Origin of the sequence: Ciceribacter azotifigens (assembly GCF_048159625.1) — a bacterium.
Lineage (GTDB): Bacteria > Pseudomonadota > Alphaproteobacteria > Rhizobiales > Rhizobiaceae > Allorhizobium > Allorhizobium azotifigens.
Genome location: NZ_JBLQTA010000009.1, coordinates 74,875 through 91,761 on the forward strand (window position 1 = coordinate 74,875; position 16,887 = coordinate 91,761).

Annotated in this window: 13 protein-coding genes; 7 read left to right on the forward strand and 6 right to left on the reverse strand. The window is 64.4% G+C overall.

Annotated elements, in window-relative coordinates:
• The first annotated feature begins 1 nt into the window (after nt 1).
• The 5 genes from ACM6UT_RS14285 to ACM6UT_RS14305 all read left to right on the forward strand — a co-directional run bounded on the left by ACM6UT_RS14285 (nt 2) and on the right by ACM6UT_RS14305 (nt 6,105).
• Nucleotides 2–1,150: a carbohydrate ABC transporter permease gene (locus ACM6UT_RS14285; protein WP_416798012.1), complete on the forward strand. Its 1,149-nt coding sequence runs from the start codon at nt 2–4 to the stop codon at nt 1,148–1,150.
• Between the two features lie 39 nt (nt 1,151–1,189).
• A complete protein-coding gene (bglA, locus tag ACM6UT_RS14290; protein WP_416798013.1) occupies nt 1,190–2,845 on the forward strand; it encodes a beta-galactosidase BglA in 1,656 nt (551 codons plus the stop codon).
• A gap of 17 nt (nt 2,846–2,862) precedes the next feature.
• Nucleotides 2,863–3,954: an ABC transporter ATP-binding protein gene (locus ACM6UT_RS14295; protein WP_416798014.1), complete on the forward strand. Its 1,092-nt coding sequence runs from the start codon at nt 2,863–2,865 to the stop codon at nt 3,952–3,954.
• Between the two features lie 134 nt (nt 3,955–4,088).
• Nucleotides 4,089–4,496 carry a hypothetical protein gene (locus tag ACM6UT_RS14300; RefSeq protein WP_416798015.1) on the forward strand — a complete coding sequence of 136 codons (408 nt, stop codon included), beginning with the start codon at nt 4,089–4,091 and terminating at the stop codon, nt 4,494–4,496.
• A gap of 277 nt (nt 4,497–4,773) precedes the next feature.
• Nucleotides 4,774–6,105 (forward strand): tlde1 domain-containing protein, encoded by a 1,332-nt coding sequence (locus ACM6UT_RS14305; RefSeq protein ID WP_416798016.1) that lies wholly within the window; start codon nt 4,774–4,776, stop codon nt 6,103–6,105.
• Between the two features lie 4 nt (nt 6,106–6,109).
• Here ACM6UT_RS14305 and ACM6UT_RS14310 read toward each other — a convergent pair whose 3' ends face one another.
• A complete protein-coding gene (locus tag ACM6UT_RS14310; RefSeq protein WP_416798017.1) occupies nt 6,110–7,123 on the reverse strand; it encodes an AraC family transcriptional regulator in 1,014 nt (337 codons plus the stop codon).
• 84 nt (nt 7,124–7,207) lie between these two features.
• Here ACM6UT_RS14310 and ACM6UT_RS14315 point away from each other — a divergent pair, with 84 nt between their 5' ends.
• Nucleotides 7,208–8,413, forward strand: coding sequence for an MFS transporter (locus ACM6UT_RS14315; protein ID WP_416798018.1), 1,206 nt, complete (start codon nt 7,208–7,210; stop codon nt 8,411–8,413).
• A 79-nt stretch (nt 8,414–8,492) separates the two neighbouring features.
• Here ACM6UT_RS14315 and edd read toward each other — a convergent pair whose 3' ends face one another.
• The 5 genes from edd to ACM6UT_RS14340 all read right to left on the reverse strand — a co-directional run bounded on the left by edd (nt 8,493) and on the right by ACM6UT_RS14340 (nt 15,447).
• Nucleotides 8,493–10,310: a phosphogluconate dehydratase gene (edd, locus tag ACM6UT_RS14320; protein ID WP_416798019.1), complete on the reverse strand. Its 1,818-nt coding sequence runs from the start codon at nt 10,308–10,310 to the stop codon at nt 8,493–8,495.
• Nucleotides 10,311–10,437: 127 nt separating this feature from the next.
• A complete protein-coding gene (pgl, locus tag ACM6UT_RS14325) occupies nt 10,438–11,136 on the reverse strand; it encodes a 6-phosphogluconolactonase (protein ID WP_416798020.1) in 699 nt (232 codons plus the stop codon).
• Nucleotides 11,137–11,141: 5 nt separating this feature from the next.
• Nucleotides 11,142–12,614: a glucose-6-phosphate dehydrogenase gene (gene zwf / locus ACM6UT_RS14330; protein WP_416798021.1), complete on the reverse strand. Its 1,473-nt coding sequence runs from the start codon at nt 12,612–12,614 to the stop codon at nt 11,142–11,144.
• A 100-nt stretch (nt 12,615–12,714) separates the two neighbouring features.
• Nucleotides 12,715–14,001: an NAD(P)/FAD-dependent oxidoreductase gene (locus ACM6UT_RS14335; protein WP_416798022.1), complete on the reverse strand. Its 1,287-nt coding sequence runs from the start codon at nt 13,999–14,001 to the stop codon at nt 12,715–12,717.
• 9 nt (nt 14,002–14,010) lie between these two features.
• Nucleotides 14,011–15,447, reverse strand: a complete 1,437-nt coding sequence (locus tag ACM6UT_RS14340; RefSeq protein WP_416798023.1) for a glutamine synthetase family protein — start codon at nt 15,445–15,447, stop codon at nt 14,011–14,013.
• A gap of 108 nt (nt 15,448–15,555) precedes the next feature.
• On the opposite strand from ACM6UT_RS14340, the gene ACM6UT_RS14345 reads away from it, so the two are divergent.
• Complete coding sequence (locus ACM6UT_RS14345; RefSeq protein WP_416798024.1) at nt 15,556–16,755, forward strand: BaiN/RdsA family NAD(P)/FAD-dependent oxidoreductase; 1,200 nt, start codon at nt 15,556–15,558, stop codon at nt 16,753–16,755.
• The last annotated feature ends 132 nt before the right edge of the window (nt 16,756–16,887 follow it).

Genomic DNA, 16,887 nt, shown 5'->3' on the forward strand with positions numbered 1-16,887 from the left:
CATGCATGCAGGCAGCATCCGATCCCCGCTCACCTGGTTCGTCCACCTGTCGGTCGTCTTCCTCGTCGTGCTCTGGACCTTGCCGACGGCAGGTCTCTTCATCTCCGCCATCCGTGACAAGGACCAGATCGTCGCGTCCGGCTGGTGGACAGCGCTTTCCACGTCGAGCCAGAACGCCATCTACCGCGCGCCGCCGCCCAGCGCGCAGGTGCAGGAGAACGGCGTCTACGTGATTTCTGGCAACGTTTTCGAAGGCAATGCCGGCATGGTGTCGGCTTTCGGCACCAACATCAACAGGCCGGCCGAATTTGAGCCGGGCCAGGCCGCCGAACGCAACGACGGTAGCAAGCTCACGGTGCAGGAGAATGGTGACTTCCGCATCGAATCCGCGACCGCCTTCGAGGGGTCGCGCGGCGACCGCATCTTCTTCAAGGCCGCGGTGCCGCCGCGCTTCACGCTCGACAATTACCGGACGGTTCTCTCTGCGGAAGGCATCGGCGCCTCCTTCCTCAACTCGCTGACGGTCGCCATCCCCTCGACCATCATTCCGATCCTGGTCGCCGCCTTCGCCGCCTACGCGCTCGCTTGGATGCAGTTTCCCGGGAGATCGCTGATCCTCGCCGTGATCGTCGGCCTTCTCGTCGTACCGCTGCAGATGTCGCTCATTCCTCTCCTCAAAATGTACAACGAGGTGGGGGCCTTCTTCGGGATATCGTCCAAGGGTTACTTCGGCATCTGGCTCGCCCATATGGGCTTCGGTCTTCCGCTCGCGATCTATTTGCTTCGCAACTACATCGCCGGTCTGCCGCGCGAGATCATGGAGTCGGCCCGCGTCGACGGCGCATCCGATTTCACGATCTTCACGAAGATCGTCCTGCCGCTCTCCTATCCGGCGCTCGCCTCCTTCGCGATCTTCCAGTTCCTCTGGACCTGGAACGACCTTCTCGTGGCGATGGTCTTTCTCGGCACCGGCAATGACGAACTGGTGCTGACGGGGCGCCTGGTGAACCTGCTCGGTTCGCGCGGCGGCAAGTGGGAGATCCTCACGGCCTCCGCCTTCATCACGATCATCGTGCCGCTTCTCGTCTTCTTCAGCCTGCAGCGCTACCTCGTCCGCGGCCTGCTCGCGGGCTCGGTCAAGGGCGGCTGAGGAGCGGCGGCCGATTTGTACAATCCAGAAGGAACAGACATGACAGCAATGACTGAGGCGACGCTTTCGCCCGACAAGGACTGGTGGCGTGGCGCGGTGATCTACCAGATCTATCCGCGTTCCTACCAGGACTCCAACGGCGACGGGATCGGCGATCTCAAGGGGATCACCGCGCGTCTGCCGCATATCGCAGCGCTCGGCGCCGACGCCATCTGGATTTCGCCCTTCTTCACCTCGCCTATGAAGGATTTCGGCTACGACGTCTCGAACTACACCGACGTCGATCCGATGTTCGGATCGCTGGCCGATTTCGACGCGATGATCGCCGAGGCCCATCGCCTCGGGATCAGGGTGATGATCGACCTCGTCATCTCGCACACGTCCGACCAGCATCCCTGGTTCGTCGAAAGCCGTTCGAGCCGCATCAATGCGAAATCCGACTGGTATGTCTGGTCGGATCCGAAGCCGGACGGCACGCCGCCGAACAACTGGCTGTCGATCTTCGGCGGGTCCGCGTGGCAGTGGGACCCGACCCGCATGCAGTATTACATGCACAACTTCCTGACCTCGCAGCCGGACCTCAACATGCACAACCCGCAGGTCCAGGACGCGGTGCTCGACGCCACCCGCTTCTGGCTGCAGCGGGGCGTGGACGGCTTCCGCCTCGACACCATCAACTTCTATTTCCACGACAAGCTGCTGCGCGATAACCCGCCGCTTGCGCCGGAGCGGCGCAACGCCTCGACCGCGCCGGCGGTCAATCCTTACAATTTCCAGGACCATATCCACGACAAGAACCAGCCCGAGAACCTCGAATTCCTGAAGCGTTTCCGTGCGCTGCTCGAGGAGTATCCGGCGATCGCGGCCGTCGGCGAAGTGGGCGACAGCCAGTACGGCCTGGAGATCGTCGGGCAATACACTTCCGGCAACGACAAGATGCAGATGTGCTATGCCTTCGAGTTCCTGGCTCCCGAGCCGCTGACGCCCAAGGTGATCGCCGAGACCCAGAAGGCATTCGCGCTCGCCGCGCCGGAGGGGTGGGCTTGCTGGGCGTTCTCCAATCACGATGTGGTGCGTCACGTTAGCCGCTGGGGTGCCGACGTCGCCGACCGTACCGCGTTCGCCAAGCTGATGGCGGCGATCCTGATGACCCAGCGCGGCTCGGTCTGCATCTACCAGGGCGAGGAACTGGGTCTCACCGAAGCCGACATCGCCTTCGAGGACCTGCAGGACCCTTACGGCATCGAGTTCTGGCCAGAGTTCAAGGGCCGCGACGGCTGCCGCACGCCGATGGTCTGGGACAATCTCGCAGCTCAGGCAGGTTTTTCGACCGCTTCCAAGACCTGGCTGCCGATCCCGCTCGAGCACGTTCTGAACGCCGTGAGCATACAGGAGGGCAGGGAGGATTCGGTGCTCGAGCAGTATCGCCGCTTCCTCGCCTTCCGGCGTAGCCATCCGGCGCTCGCCAAGGGCGCGATCGAGTTCCACAGCGTTGGCGAGACGGCGCTCGTCTACAGCCGCATTCTCGGCGACGAAACCGTCCTCTGCGCGTTCAACATGAGCTCGGAACCGGCAATGCTGGCCACGCCGGCCGGCCGCTGGACGGCGCTCGAAGGGCACGGCTTCGCAGCCGAAGTCATCGATGGCAATATCAGGCTTCCGGCCTGGGGCGCGTTCTTCGCGCGTCGTGGTTGACAGAGAGAGGGGAGAACATGGCAGGTCTCGTTCTGAAGGATATCCGCAAGAATTACGGGCAGGTCAAAGTCCTGCACGGCATCGACCTGGAGATCGAACAGGGCGAATTCATCGTCTTTGTCGGGCCGTCGGGTTGCGGCAAGTCGACCCTCTTGCGCATGATCGCCGGGCTGGAGGATGTGACCTCCGGCGAACTCATGATCGACGATCAGATCGTCAACGACGTCCCGCCATCGAAGCGCGGCATCGCCATGGTCTTCCAGTCCTATGCGCTCTATCCCCACATGACGGTCTACGAGAACATGGCCTTCGGCATGCGGATCGCCGGCCTCCCTCGCGACGAGATTGACCGCCGGGTGCGTGCGGCCGCCGATATCCTGCAGCTCGGCCCCTATCTCGACCGGCTGCCGAAGGCACTCTCCGGCGGCCAGCGCCAGCGTGTCGCGATCGGCCGGGCGATCTGCCGCGACCCCAAGGTCTTCCTCTTCGACGAGCCGCTGTCGAACCTCGATGCGGCATTGCGCGTGGCAACCCGCATCGAGATCGCCAAGCTCAACGAGAGCATGCCGGATACCACGATGATCTACGTCACCCACGACCAGGTCGAGGCCATGACGCTTGCCGACCGCATCGTCGTGCTGTCGGCCGGCCGTATCGAGCAGGTCGGCGCCCCGCTCGAACTTTACGAGCGTCCGGCCAACCTTTTCGTCGCGCGGTTCATCGGCTCGCCGGCCATGAACATCATGCCGGCGACGATCCTGGAAACCGGCAAGACGACGACGATCACGCTCAAGGACGGCAGCACGGTTTCGGTCGATATCGAGACGCCGGCCTCCGACAAGGGAAAGCAGGCGAGCTTCGGCGTGCGGCCGGAGGACCTCAGCATCGCCAATGGCGGCAACCAGCTTTTCGAGGGGACCGTCAGTCTCGTCGAAGCGCTCGGCGAGGTGACACTGCTCTACGTCGACGGTCCTGTCGAAGCTGAACCGATCACGGTCAAGCTGCCGGGCGTGGCTGACGTCAAGAAGGGCGAGACCCTACGCTTTGCCGCAGACCGGGCGAAACTGCATCTCTTCGACGAGAGCGGGCACAGCTATTACAAGGGTTGACCATCGGCCGTTAACCTCTCGTTTGCCATGATGCAGAACCCGGGCGGAATGCAGGTTTGAGCCTCTGTTATGTCACGTTCTGTTAAATCCCGAAGGGCTACTTTTCCATCAGACGACGTGGAAGGGGAACCGAGATGGGAAGCTTTTCGGGTAGCACGAACTACCTGCAACGGGAAGAATCCTTCATGTACGACCGCGAAGGGCGGTTCCGCATGGAAGACACCCGCAATGCGGCGCGCATCGAGTATACCGAGAAGGGCGTCATGCACATGGCGTCGCGCCGCTGTGACGTCATCAGGATTTCCCGCAGCAGCGCCATCCTCGGCCTGCTTACGCAGTACACCCTGCCGCAGCAGTTTTACCTCGATATCCCGGATGCACGGATCTCGAAGATCGGCTGTGTCCTCATGAAGGTCTTCGTCAACAACACGATCGAAGTGCGTTTCCTTCGCCTGCTGTCGGAGAAGGAACTCGATCGCATCTTCGTCTTCTCGACCCATCCGGCCCATCGCGACAAGGTGCTCGACATACGCTCGTGGTGAGTGCCTGTCCGTTTCGACGGAAGAAGACCATGAACGTGTAGGAGGCCGTGCCGGTGCACGGCCTTTCTGTTTTTCCGGGCCTATCTGCGCCTGTGTCGCCTTTTTCAGCCGCGGCACAGTTCTTCGCAGGGCGTAAACCTCTTGGTTACCAACTTTCTTCATAGTTTAGCTTGTTCGAAAGACGCCGCCCCCCTTTGGCCACAACCGGATCATCAATTCGGCAAAGTTGCTGGGCAGGAGCGGCGGATGAGTTTTGTGTCCGGTAGCGAGTAAGAGTATGTCGTCGTCGCGTGAGTTGCCTCGCCATCAAAACAGTGCCCCTCGAAGCCGCGGTCTGTCGCGCAAGTCTCTCGTCGTCGCCGGATTGCTGAGCGCCGGCACGGTGACGGCGCTCTGGACCACCGCTGTCATCGCGACGGTCCACACGATGGGCGGTTCCGACGATGTCGCATACCGGCACGGCACGAGAGCGGGTCTAGCGCTCATGCTCCACGATCCCGCGCTTGCCGCCGCCGCACCTTCCAAGACCTCCCGGCCGGCAGCGCCGGCCGTCATCGAAGCGGCAAAGATGCGGATCGCCGCGGCCGTCGCCCGCACTGACGATGCCGAATTCGCCGTTCTTCCGGACGCGATGAGCCTCGCCTCTGTCGACAAGTCGGACCGTCTGGACTGGTCGCGGGCCCGCGTGTCCCCTGATGAGCAGGCGCTGGCTGTCCTGAAGAAGGCTCTGGCGCGCGCCGAGGGCGAACGCGTGGCGAAACTCGCGCTTGCTGCCGAGCTTGAGAAGGAGCAGGCGGTACTCGCCAAGGCACAGATGACGGCTTCCGCGGCCGCGACCAATGACGAACTCACCACCGGCTCGGTGCCTGCCGCTGCGGGTGCGCTGACGGCGCTCGCCTATGCCGCACCCACCTCGGCGCGCGAAACGGTCGACAGCGCGCTCGTCGAGGACGCCTTCGGCGAAGTGCTCGCCGGCGGTGCGGAGATGGACGAAGGGCTGCCAGAAGACGGACCTCTTCCTGTGACGCGCCCGCGGGTCGCCGCGCCGGCCGCGAAGGCCGATGTTGAGCAAGACTCCAGGCCGGCAGACAAGCCGGCCAAGTCGCCGCTCCTCACCTACGCCAAACCCTCGAAGTCGATCATCGAGGAGGACGAGGACCGCCCGTCGATCTTCGGCCGCAAGGCGCAACTTCCTGGCCGCGGCAGCCGCATCGCCGTCTATGACATTTCCGCCGGTGTCGTTCACATGCCGAACGGAGAGAGGCTCGAGGCCCATTCCGGCCGCGGTTCCTACCGCGACAATCCGAAATACGTGCACGTGAAGAACCGCGGCTCCACGCCGCCGAATGTTTACAGCCTGCGCATGCGCGAGTCACGTTTCCACGGCATCGAGGCGATCCGCATGACGCCAGTCGGCGACGCCAAGATGTACGGTCGCGACGGCTTTCTCACCCACACCTATCTCCTGAGGGTACGGGGCGATTCCTCCGGCTGCGTCGTGTTCGACGACTACAACCGCTTCCTGAAGGCCTTCAAGCGCGGCGAGGTCAAGACCCTCATCGTCGTGCCGCGGATGGCCGATCTCAACCGCTACATGGCGATGCTCTGAGGCATTACACCGCGACGCGGGGCCGCTCCTGTCGCGCCTCGCCGGCAAGCGCACCGGGCGAACGCCCGGTCACCCGTTTGAAGGCCCGTGAGAAGGCCGCCTGCGAACCGTAGCCCAGCCGATGGGCGGCAGTCTCGATCGGCATGCGGTCGCGGCTGATCCACTGTGCGGCAAGCCGCATGCGTAGCTCGGTCAGATAGCGCACCGGCGTCACGCCTGTGACCGAAAGGAAACGTTCGGCGAAGACGGAGCGTGATGCGCCCATGAGCTTTGCCAGTTCCGCAAGCGTCCAGTCGCGACCGGGCTCGCGATGGAGCGCGACCAGTACGCGTCCGAGACGCGGATCGCGTAGCGCGGCAATCCATCCGCTGGCGTCGCCGCAGCCGCATTCCACCCATGCCCGGACGATGGAGGCTGCGACCACATCCGCGAGGCGGGCGAGGATGCCCGCATAGCCGGCGCGGCCCTGGCTGACCTCCCGGGCCATCGCCTCCAGCATTGGCAGGATTTCCGGATAGCGCACCATGATCGTGCCCACCCTCATGACCTCGGGCATCAGCGCCACGAGCGGATGCATGCTGCCGAGATCGAAATCCATGCAGGCGGAGAAGATCAGGACGCGCTCTTTCTCGCTGCAGGCGCTCTCGTCGCAGGCCCTGATGTCGCTCACCATCGAGCAGAGAGGCTCCCGCCGCAACGAGGCGAGCTCGGTGCAGGGCTGGGAGACGTCGGGTGACGAACCGATCAGGTGAAGGCCACCGCGCGGCAGAAGCGCCGCATCACCCGCCTTCATCTCGTGCAGCACGCCGCTCGGCGCCCGCAGCGCAATCGACCCACGTGCGACGAACATGAATTTTGCCCGGCTGTCTCCCTCGCCGAAGGCATAGGCGAAAGGTGGCGAGAGTTCCATGCGGCGGTAGTCGACGCCCACGAGCCGCATGCCGAGCAGCAACTCGCTGACCAGGTCCGTATCGAGCAAGCCGGACGGATTTGGATTGTCGGACTTTCGATCAAGCATAACGGACTATGTGGCATAGAAAGTCCGGAAAGTCCAGCCTAGCTTTTTGCCGTGTAACTCCTCCCATCGCGAAAGGACAAACTGATGACTTCCACGACCAACCGCGACCGGGGCGCCGGCGGACCGCAAGTGCCGGCCTGGTCCGCGGTCGCCTCCATGACGATCGGTGTTTTCAGTCTGGTGACCGCAGAGTTCCTGCCGGCGAGCCTCCTGACTCCCATCGCCGCCGAACTGTCGATCAGCGAAGGCTCGGCGGGGCAGGCGGTGACGACCACCGCGCTCTTCGGGTTCATCTCGAGTCTGCTGATTACCGCCGCAGCGCGCGGGACAGACCGTCGCAAACTGCTGATGTTCTTTTCCGCGCTGCTGGTCGCCTCCAACCTGTTCGTCGCCTTCGCACCAGGCTTGCCGTTGCTGCTCTTCGGCCGCGTGCTCCTCGGCGTGGCGCTCGGCGGATTCTGGGCCATGTCGACCGCCGTCACCATGCGGCTGGTTCCGCCGGTACTCGTGCCGAAGGCGCTCGCCATCCTCGTGAGCGGTGTATCGATCGCAACCGTGCTCGCGGCACCGGTGGGAAGCTATCTCGGCGACCTCATCGGCTGGCGCGACGTCTTTCTGCTCGCCGCCGCGCTGGGGCTCGTCGCCCTGCTGGCGCAATGGTCGAGCCTGCCGAGTCTGCGCCCGACCGGCACTGCAAAACTCGGCACACTGGTCGAGGTGCTCCGTCGACCGGGCATCGGCCTCGGCATGCTGGCCGTGCTCCTCGTCTTCGGCGGCCACTTCGTCTTCTTCACCTATCTTCGTGCCTATCTCGAGAGCGGCAGCGGATTTTCGATCGCCTCTATCTCGACGATTTTGCTCGGCTTCGGCGTCGCCAATTTCCTCGGCACGCTTCTGGCCGGAAAGCTCGTGCAGAAGAGCCTGCGCCTGACGCTGGTGATGGCGCCGCTTCTCATGGGCACGCTGGCGCTGGCGATCGTCGCGATCGGCGCGAATCCCGTCTTCGACGTCCTTGTGGTGGTCCTCTGGGGCCTGTTCTTCGGCGGTGTGCCGGTGGCCTGGTCGAGCTGGATTGCGCTCACCGTGCCCGACGAGACCGAAAGCGCGGGCGGCCTGTTTGTCGCCTCGATCAACTTCGCGATCGGCCTCGGCGCCGGATTGGGCGGCGTGATCTTCGACTTCGGCGGTGGCATGGCCACGAACGCCATGAGCGGGATCGTGCTGATCCTCGCCGCCTTCAGCATCGTGGTGGGGGTACGTTCGCGGACGCCGGTCGCTGTCGCTGCCTGACGATCAGTTTATGGACGAGGCGAAGGGCGGGTCCGGGTGGCCCGCCCTTCCTCATGCGTACAGCGCGTCGCGTCTACGCTCAGTAGAGGACGCTCGCGCCCTGGTCGGCGGGGCCGGCGGTGCGGCGGAAGGTGGCGAAAAGCTCGCGCCCGAGGCCGAATTCATTGTCGGAGAGATCGATGGTGACCGGAGGGCGCGCGTCGAACTCGGCCGCGTCGACCATCACTTCCAGCGTTCCGGCGACGGCGTCCAGACGGATCATGTCGCCGTTGCGGATCCTGGCGATCGGCCCGCCGTTGCTCGCCTCCGGCGTCACATGGATCGCCGCCGGCACCTTGCCCGAAGCACCGGACATACGCCCGTCGGTGACGAGCGCCACCTTGTGGCCGCGGTCCTGCAGCACACCGAGCGGAGGGGTGAGGCGATGCAGTTCCGGCATGCCGTTCGCGCGCGGGCCCTGGAAGCGGACGACGGCGACGAAGTCCCGGTCGAGCTTGCCAGCCTTGAAGGCGTCCTGCAGCTCCTGCTGGTCGTGGAAGACGATCGCCGGTGCCACGATCACGTGCCGCTCGGGCTTGACCGCGGAGATCTTGATCACCGACTTGCCGAGATTGCCGGTGAGCATCTTGAGCCCGCCGGTCGGCTGGAACGGTGTCTCGATCGCGGCGAGCACCTTCGGATCGGCGCTCTTTTCGGGTGTCGCCTCGCGTTGAACGGTTCCGTCTTCCGCCAGCCTCGGCTCGACGGTGTAGGCGGCAAGCCCGTGGCCGTAGACAGTGCGGACATCCTCATGCAGGAGACCGCCCTTCAGGAGCTCCTTGATGAGGAAGCCCATGCCGCCGGCGGCATGGAAATGGTTCACGTCGGCGAGGCCGTTCGGGTAGACCCGGGCGAGAAGCGGCACGATGTCGGAAAGATCGGAGATGTCCTGCCAGGTCAGCTCGATGCCGGCGGCGCGCGCCATCGCGACGAGGTGCATGGTGTGGTTGGTGGAACCGCCGGTCGCATGCAGCCCGACGACGCCGTTGACGATCGACCGTTCGTCGATCATCTCGCCGACCGGGGTGAACTCGTTGCCGAGAGCGGTGATGGCGAGCGCCCGCTTGGCGGCTTCACGCGTCAGCGCGTCGCGCAGCGGCGTGTTCGGATTGACGAAGGATGCACCCGGCATGTGCAGGCCCATGATTTCCATCAGCATCTGGTTGGAGTTGGCCGTGCCGTAGAAGGTGCACGTGCCGGGACCGTGATAGGATTTCGATTCCGCTTCCAGAAGTTCGGCGCGGCCGACCTTGCCTTCGGCATAGAGCTGTCGGATGCGCGACTTCTCGTCGTTCGGCAGGCCGCTGGTCATCGGTCCGGCCGGAATGAAGACCGCCGGCAGGTGGCCGAAGGTCAGCGCTGCGATCGCCAGGCCCGGGACGATCTTGTCGCAAATGCCGAGATAGACGGCCGCATCGAACATGTTGTGCGAGAGACCGACGGCTGCGGCCATGGCGATCAGGTCGCGGGAAAAGAGCGAGAGCTCCATGCCGGGCTGACCCTGGGTCACGCCGTCACACATGGCCGGAACGCCGCCGGCCACCTGCGCCACGCCGCCGGCCTCGCGCGCCGCCTCGCGGATGATCGGGGGGAAGGTCTCGAACGGCTGATGCGCCGAGAGCATGTCGTTGTACGAGGTGATGATCCCGAGATTGGGCACGGTGTCGCCGGCGAGATCCGCCTTCTCCGACGGCGCGCAGGCGGCGAAGCCGTGGGCGAGGTTGCCGCAGGAGAGCACCGAGCGATGCACGCCCTTGGCGATCTGGCTGCGGACGCGGTCGAGATAGCGCTCGCGACTCGGCTTCGAGCGTTCGACGATGCGCTTGGTGATGGCTTCGATGCGTTTGTCGGCGGTCATGGATATCATCCTGTCTGTTCGGGTGAACGGACCGCGAAGGGAGGATCGCACGCCCGTTCGGGCTCATCTCGGCGCCGGCCCTGCCGGCAGTCGGGCTGCCGGCAGTGCGGACACGACAAGAAGGGCGTCAGGGCGCCCAGTATATCTCGACGGGCGAGGCGGAGCGATTGAGAACCGCGCGGACCGGCATTTCGGCCTCGTCCTTGCCGGCGAGCGCCTTGTCGAGCACGGCCTTCTTCTCCGCGCCTTCGATATGAAGCACCAGAAGCCGGGCATCCTGAAGGCTGGAGAAGGAGAAGGTGAGGCGGGTTTCGCCGGCCCCTTCGGCCTCCATCGTCATCACCCGCCTGGGCAGAGAGAGGTCGAGCGCCTCCGCCAGATGGTTGCCGCCGGGGAAGAAGGAGGCGGTGTGGCCGTCATTGCCCATGCCGAGCACGACGACGTCGAAGGGTTGCGCAAGTGCCGCCGCCGCTTTCGTCGCACGTTCCGCGGCTTCTTCAGCCGAGGCCGCCGCGCTGAAAAGCGGCAGGAAGCGGGCCCTTGCCGCGGCGTTCTTCAAAAGATGGGTTGCGACCAGAAGATGATTGGAGCGCGGATTGTCGGCCGGCACGAAGCGCTCGTCGACGAGCGTGACCGTGACCTTCTCCCAATCGAGAGCCTCGCGCGAGAGAGCATCGAAGAAGGCCTTCGGCGTCGATCCGCCGGAGACGGCGATCGAGGCCTTGCCGCGCGTGGCGACCGCTGCCGAAAGGGCGGCGGCGACCGTGGTGGCAAGTGTTATTGCGAGTGCTGCACCGTTTTCGAATGTGTTTTCCTTGCTCGTCATGGCGCTTACTCGATCTCGTGCCAGGTGCGGCCGTCACGCTCGATGAGTGCGATTGCCTGACTCGGCCCCCAGGTGCCGGCCGTATAGCCCTGCGTCCTCTGCCCGGTATCTTCCCAGGCGGTCAGGATCGGATCGACCCACCGCCAGGCGGCCTCGACCTCGTCGCGGCGCATGAACAGCGTCTGGTTGGAGCGGATGACGTCCATCAGCAGGCGCTCATAGGCGTCCGGATTGCGCACGTCGAAGGCCTGCGCGAAGCTCATGTCGAGCGAGACGTGGCGAAGCCGCATGCCGCCCGGACCCGGATCCTTGATCATCAGCCACTGCTTGACGCCCTCGTCCGGCTGCAGGCGGATGACGAGTTTGTTCGCCTCGATGCGGCCGGCGGCATCGCCGAAGATCGAATGCGGGATCGGCTTGAAGGTGATGACGATTTCCGACATGCGGGTTGCGAGCCGCTTGCCGGTGCGCAGGTAGAAGGGCACGCCGGCCCAGCGCCAGTTGCCGATCTCGGCCTTGATGGCCACGAAGGTTTCCGTGTCGGAGGGGCCTTCTAGTTCCTCGGTATAGCCCTTGACCGGGCCACCGGCGGAGGCGCCGGCCCTGTACTGGCCACGCACCGTCAGCCGCTCGACGTTCGAGGGGTCGATCGGCTTCAGCGAGCGCAGCACCTTGAGCTTCTCGTCGCGGACGGCTTCCGCATCCATCGAGTTCGGCGCTTCCATGGCGACGAGGCAGAGAAGCTGCAGGATGTGGTTCTGCACCATATCACGCAACGCGCCGGCCTTGTCGTAGTAGCTGACGCGGCCTTCGAGGCCGACCGATTCGGCGACCGTGATCTGCACGTGGTCGATATGGGCCGAGTTCCACAGCGGCTCATAAAGCGCGTTGGCAAACCTGAGCGCCATCAGGTTCTGCACCGTCTCCTTGCCGAGATAGTGGTCGATGCGGAAGATCTGTTCTTCCTTGAAGACCTTGCCGATCGTGTCGTTCAGCGCCTGCGCGGAGGCGAGGTCGCGACCGATCGGCTTTTCGACGACGATGCGCGTGGATTTGGTGATGAGGTCGAAATCGCGGATCTTGTCGGCGATGTCGCCGAAGATCGAAGGCGAGACGGCCAGATAGAAGGCACGCACGATATCCTTGCCGTCGTCGAGCAGCGTCTTCAGCCGGTCCCACCCCTCCGGCGACTTCGCATCGACCGGAACGTAGAAAATGCGAGCACAGAACTTCGCGACCTCGGCGTCGTCGTATTCGCCCTGCCGCAGATGCTCCTTCAGCGCGTTCTCGGCGAACTTGCGGTAGTCGTCGTCGGAAAGCGGCGTGCGCGACGCACCGATGATGCGGGTCGGCTCGGTCAGCTGGCCGGCGAGCTGCCGGTGATAGAGCGCTGGCAAGAGCTTGCGTTCTGCAAGATCGCCGGTGCCGCCGAAGACGACGTAGTCAAAGGGCTCAACGGGGATAATCTGGCTGCTCATGCGAGGCATCTCTCAGTCGGAAACGTTGGTGCGTTTCTAATCTAATCGATTTAAAAAAGCCAGTAGGGCGAGGCCGATTTCGCGCGTGATCGCGAAAAGTTCAGAACCGGTCCCTCAACGCATACCACGTCAACGCGAGGAAGAGGAGCGGGCTGCGGAGCCGCGGACCGCCGGGGAAGGGCCGGATTTTCAGGTCCCTCAGGTATTCGAGCTCCGACGAACGCCCGAGCACCATCTCGCCATAGAGCTTGCCGCAGTAGTTCGACAGCATGACGCCGTGGCCGGAATAGCCGCCGATCGAGGTGACGCCCGGCATCACCTCGCGAACGAAAGGCTTGCGCGGCATCGTGATGCCGACCGAGCCGCCCCAGCCATGGGTGATCTCGATCGTGCTGAGCTCCGGATAGATCTCGGCGATCTGCCGGCGGATGTGGGCCGAGATGTCCCGCGGTGCATCGGCCGTATAGGCCTCGCGGCCGCCGAAGAGCAGCCGGCCGTCGCGGGATTTGCGGAAATAGCGGACGACGAAACGGGAATCGGCGACGGCCTCGCCGCCGGGGATGACGCCCGGGAATTTGTCGAGCGGCACGGTCGCCCCGATGAAGGAGCGGATCGGCATCACGTGAGCGGCGGTGACCGGTTCGAGATTGCCGATATAGGCATTGGTGGCGATCAGCACGCGGTTCGCGGTGATCGTCCCCTTCGGCGTGTCGATCAGCGTCTTGCCGCCGGCCTGCCGGATGGCGGCGGCCGGCGTCATCTCGTGGATTGCGGCGCCTGCAGCGCTTGCCGCACGCGCCAGCCCGACCACCAGCTTCAGCGGGTGGATGTGACCGGTTCCGCTGTCATGGACGCCGTAATGGTAATGGCTGGAGCCGAGGCGTTCGGCAGTCTCTTTCGCATCCATGAACCGCAGATGCGGATAGCTGTAGCGGGTCGCGGCGATCTCGGCTGTGTGCCGGTACTCCTTCTCATGCCCCGGCTTGTGGGCGACGTTCATCTGCCCCGGCATGAACTCCATGTCGATGCCGTGTTCGGCGGCGAAGTCGAGGAGGTATTTCTTCGCGTGTTCGGCAAGGTCGAACAGTGCCTTCGACCGTTCGTAGCCGAGTTCGGCTTCGAGCTCATCCGGGTAGGCGCGCTGGCCGGTGCCCAACTGCCCGCCGTTGCGACCGGAAGCGCCGTCGCCGATCCGGCAGGCCTCGATCAGGACGACCGAAACACCGCCCCTGGCGAGGGTGTAAGCGGCCTGCAAGCCGGTATAGCCACCGCCGACGATGGCGACATCGGCCGTGGTCGAGCCGTCGAGCGCCGGATATTCGGGACGCTCGCCGACGGTTGCCTGGTACCAGGAGATCCCTGGCGCGATCGGGCTTTGCCAGGTCATGGAAGCCCCTTAAACGTTCAGCAACAGGAACTCGCGTTCCCACGGGCTGATCACCTGCATGAAGGTCTCGAATTCCCCGCGCTTGACGCCGGCATAGAGCCCGATGAACTCGTCGCCGAGCACCTCGGCGAGCGCCGGTTCGGATTCCATCACCGATACGGCCTCGAGCAACCCGCGCGGCAGTTCGACGGAACCTTCGTTCGCGGTGCCTTCGGAGGCTTCCGTCGGTTCCGCGCCCCTGACGATGCCGAGATAGCCGGCGGCGAGCGAGGCGGCGAGCGCGAGGTACGGGTTGGCGTCCGAGCTCGGCAGGCGGTTTTCGACGCGGCGGGCGGCGGCGTTCGACACCGGCACACGGAACGCGGTGGTGCGGTTGTCGTAGCCCCAGGCATTGTTGACCGGCGCGGACATGTCCGGGGTCAGCCGGCGATAGGAGTTCACATAGGGCGCCATCATGACGAGGGCCTTCGGCACGAAGGCCTGCATGCCGCCGATGAAGTGGAAGAATTCCTTCGACGCCGACCCGTCCGGATTGGAGAAGATGTTCTTGCCCGTATCCATGTGGACGACGGACTGGTGGATGTGCATGGCCGAACCCGGCTGCCCCTGCATGGGCTTGGCCATGAAGGTCGCGTAGATGCCGTGCTTCAGCGCCGCCTCGCGGATCGTCCGCTTGAACAGGAAGACCTGGTCGGCGAGCTCGATCGGATCGCCATGGCGCAGGTTGATCTCGAGCTGGGCCGGCCCCTCCTCGTGAATGAGGGTGTCGATCTCGAGCCCCTGCTTTTCGGAGAAGTGGTAGATGTCGTCGATAAGTTCGTCGAACTCGTTGATGCCGGCGATCGAGTAGCCCTGGCCACCGAGGATCGAACGGCCGGACCGGCCTTTCGGCGGATGCAGCGGATAGTCGGGGTCGTCGTTCATGGCGACGAGATAGAACTCGATTTCCGGCGCGACGACCGGCCGCCAGCCCTTTTCCTCGTAGAGCCGCATGACGTTCTTCAGGACGTTGCGCGGCGTGTAGGAAACCTGCTCGCCGTTCGATCCGACCACGTCGCAGATGACCTGTGCGGTCGGGTCGGTTTCCCATGGCACGACGGAAAGGGTCGAAAGGTCGGGCACGAGCTTCAGGTCGCTGTCGCGCGGCTCGTAGCGGAACTGGCCGCTCTCTTCCGGGTATTCGCCGGAGATCGTGTGGCGGTAGAGCGCCGAAGGCAGGGCGAGCGATGTGTCGCCGGTGAACTTCGACGTCGGCATCATCTTGCCGCGCGGGACGCCCGCGAGGTCCGGCGTGATGCATTCGATGTCCTCGATGCCGCGGGCACGAAGCCAGGCAGTGGCGTCCTTCCAGGTCTTTACACCGCGGGTCGACTGGATGTCCGGAGGAATGCTTGCCTTTTTTGATGCCGCGCCATGGGGTCTGAGCATTGTTTTCTTTGCAGGCATGTCTCACCGGTTGGGTTGTTGATGGCGCCATCATAACCGGACTTCGTAAATTGGCGAGGGGGGAAACGACATTGACTTTACGGCGCCGATCGAAAACACAGGTCTTCTTTGTCAGAGGGCCGGGACTTGGCGGGTATATTTGATGTTGCTGTGATAGGGGCGGGTGCCGCGGGCATGATGTGTGCGCTCGTCGCGGGCAAGCGCGGCCGCCGGGTGGTGGTGCTCGATCACGCCCGCGCGCCGGGCGAGAAAATCCGCATCTCGGGCGGTGGCCGCTGCAACTTCACCAATATCCATGCCGGGCCGAGGAACTTCCTCTCGGCCAATCCGCATTTCGCCAAATCCGCACTCGCCCGCTTCACGCCGGCCGATTTCATCGCGATGGTCGATCGCCACGGGATCCCCTGGCACGAAAAGACGCTCGGCCAGTTGTTCTGCGACGACAGTGCCAAGGATATCATCCGTATGCTGCTCGACGAGATGCGCTCGGGCGGTGTCGACCTGCGGCTTGGCATCGAGATCTCCGCGATCGAAAAGGGTGAGGACGGCCTTCGCCTGCAAACGACGGACGGAGAAATCCGCGCCGCTTCCGTGGTGATTGCCACCGGTGGCAAGTCGATTCCGAAGATGGGCGCGACGGGGTTCGCCTACCGCGTCGCCGCCGACTTCGACCTGAAGGTGACCGAGACGCGCCCCGGGCTCGTGCCGCTGACGCTCGATCTTGCGCTGCTTGCCGATCTTGCGCCGCTCGCCGGCGTTTCCGTCGATGCCGAGGTGCGGCACGGCAAGACGTCCTTCCGGGAGGCGCTGCTTTTCACCCACCGTGGCCTGAGCGGTCCGGCGATCCTGCAGATCTCGAGCTACTGGCGGGAAGGCGACGAGGTTATCTTGTCGCTCGTGCCGGATGTCGATTTTGCCACGCTGCTCAAGGCGGCGAAGCGCGAGAACGGCCGGCAGGCGGTGCAGACCGTACTCGCCCGGCATTTGCCGAAACGGCTTGCGCAATATGTCGTCGAACGGCTCGCCGTCGACAGGCCGCTCGCGGATCTGTCCGATCAGGCGCTCGGGCAGATCGCCGCCTTCCTCGGCAACTGGCCGATAAAGCCGGCCGGTTCGGAGGGTTATCGCACGGCGGAGGTGACCCTCGGCGGTATCGATACGGCGGAACTCGACTCGAAGACGATGATGGCGAAGCGGGTGCCGGGTCTCTATTTCGTCGGCGAGTGTGTCGATGTCACCGGCTGGCTCGGCGGCTACAACTTCCAGTGGGCCTGGGCCTCCGGCCATGCCGCCGGCGAGAGCGCGTGATACGCTTTTTCAGCACTTGTTAACGGGCCGGGCGCATGCTCGTCCGACGGGATACGACGATCGTCGTTGCGACATCTTGTCGAGTGGCGAACCGCGACAACCGTGGACTAGGTTGCTCAACAGTATTCGTGG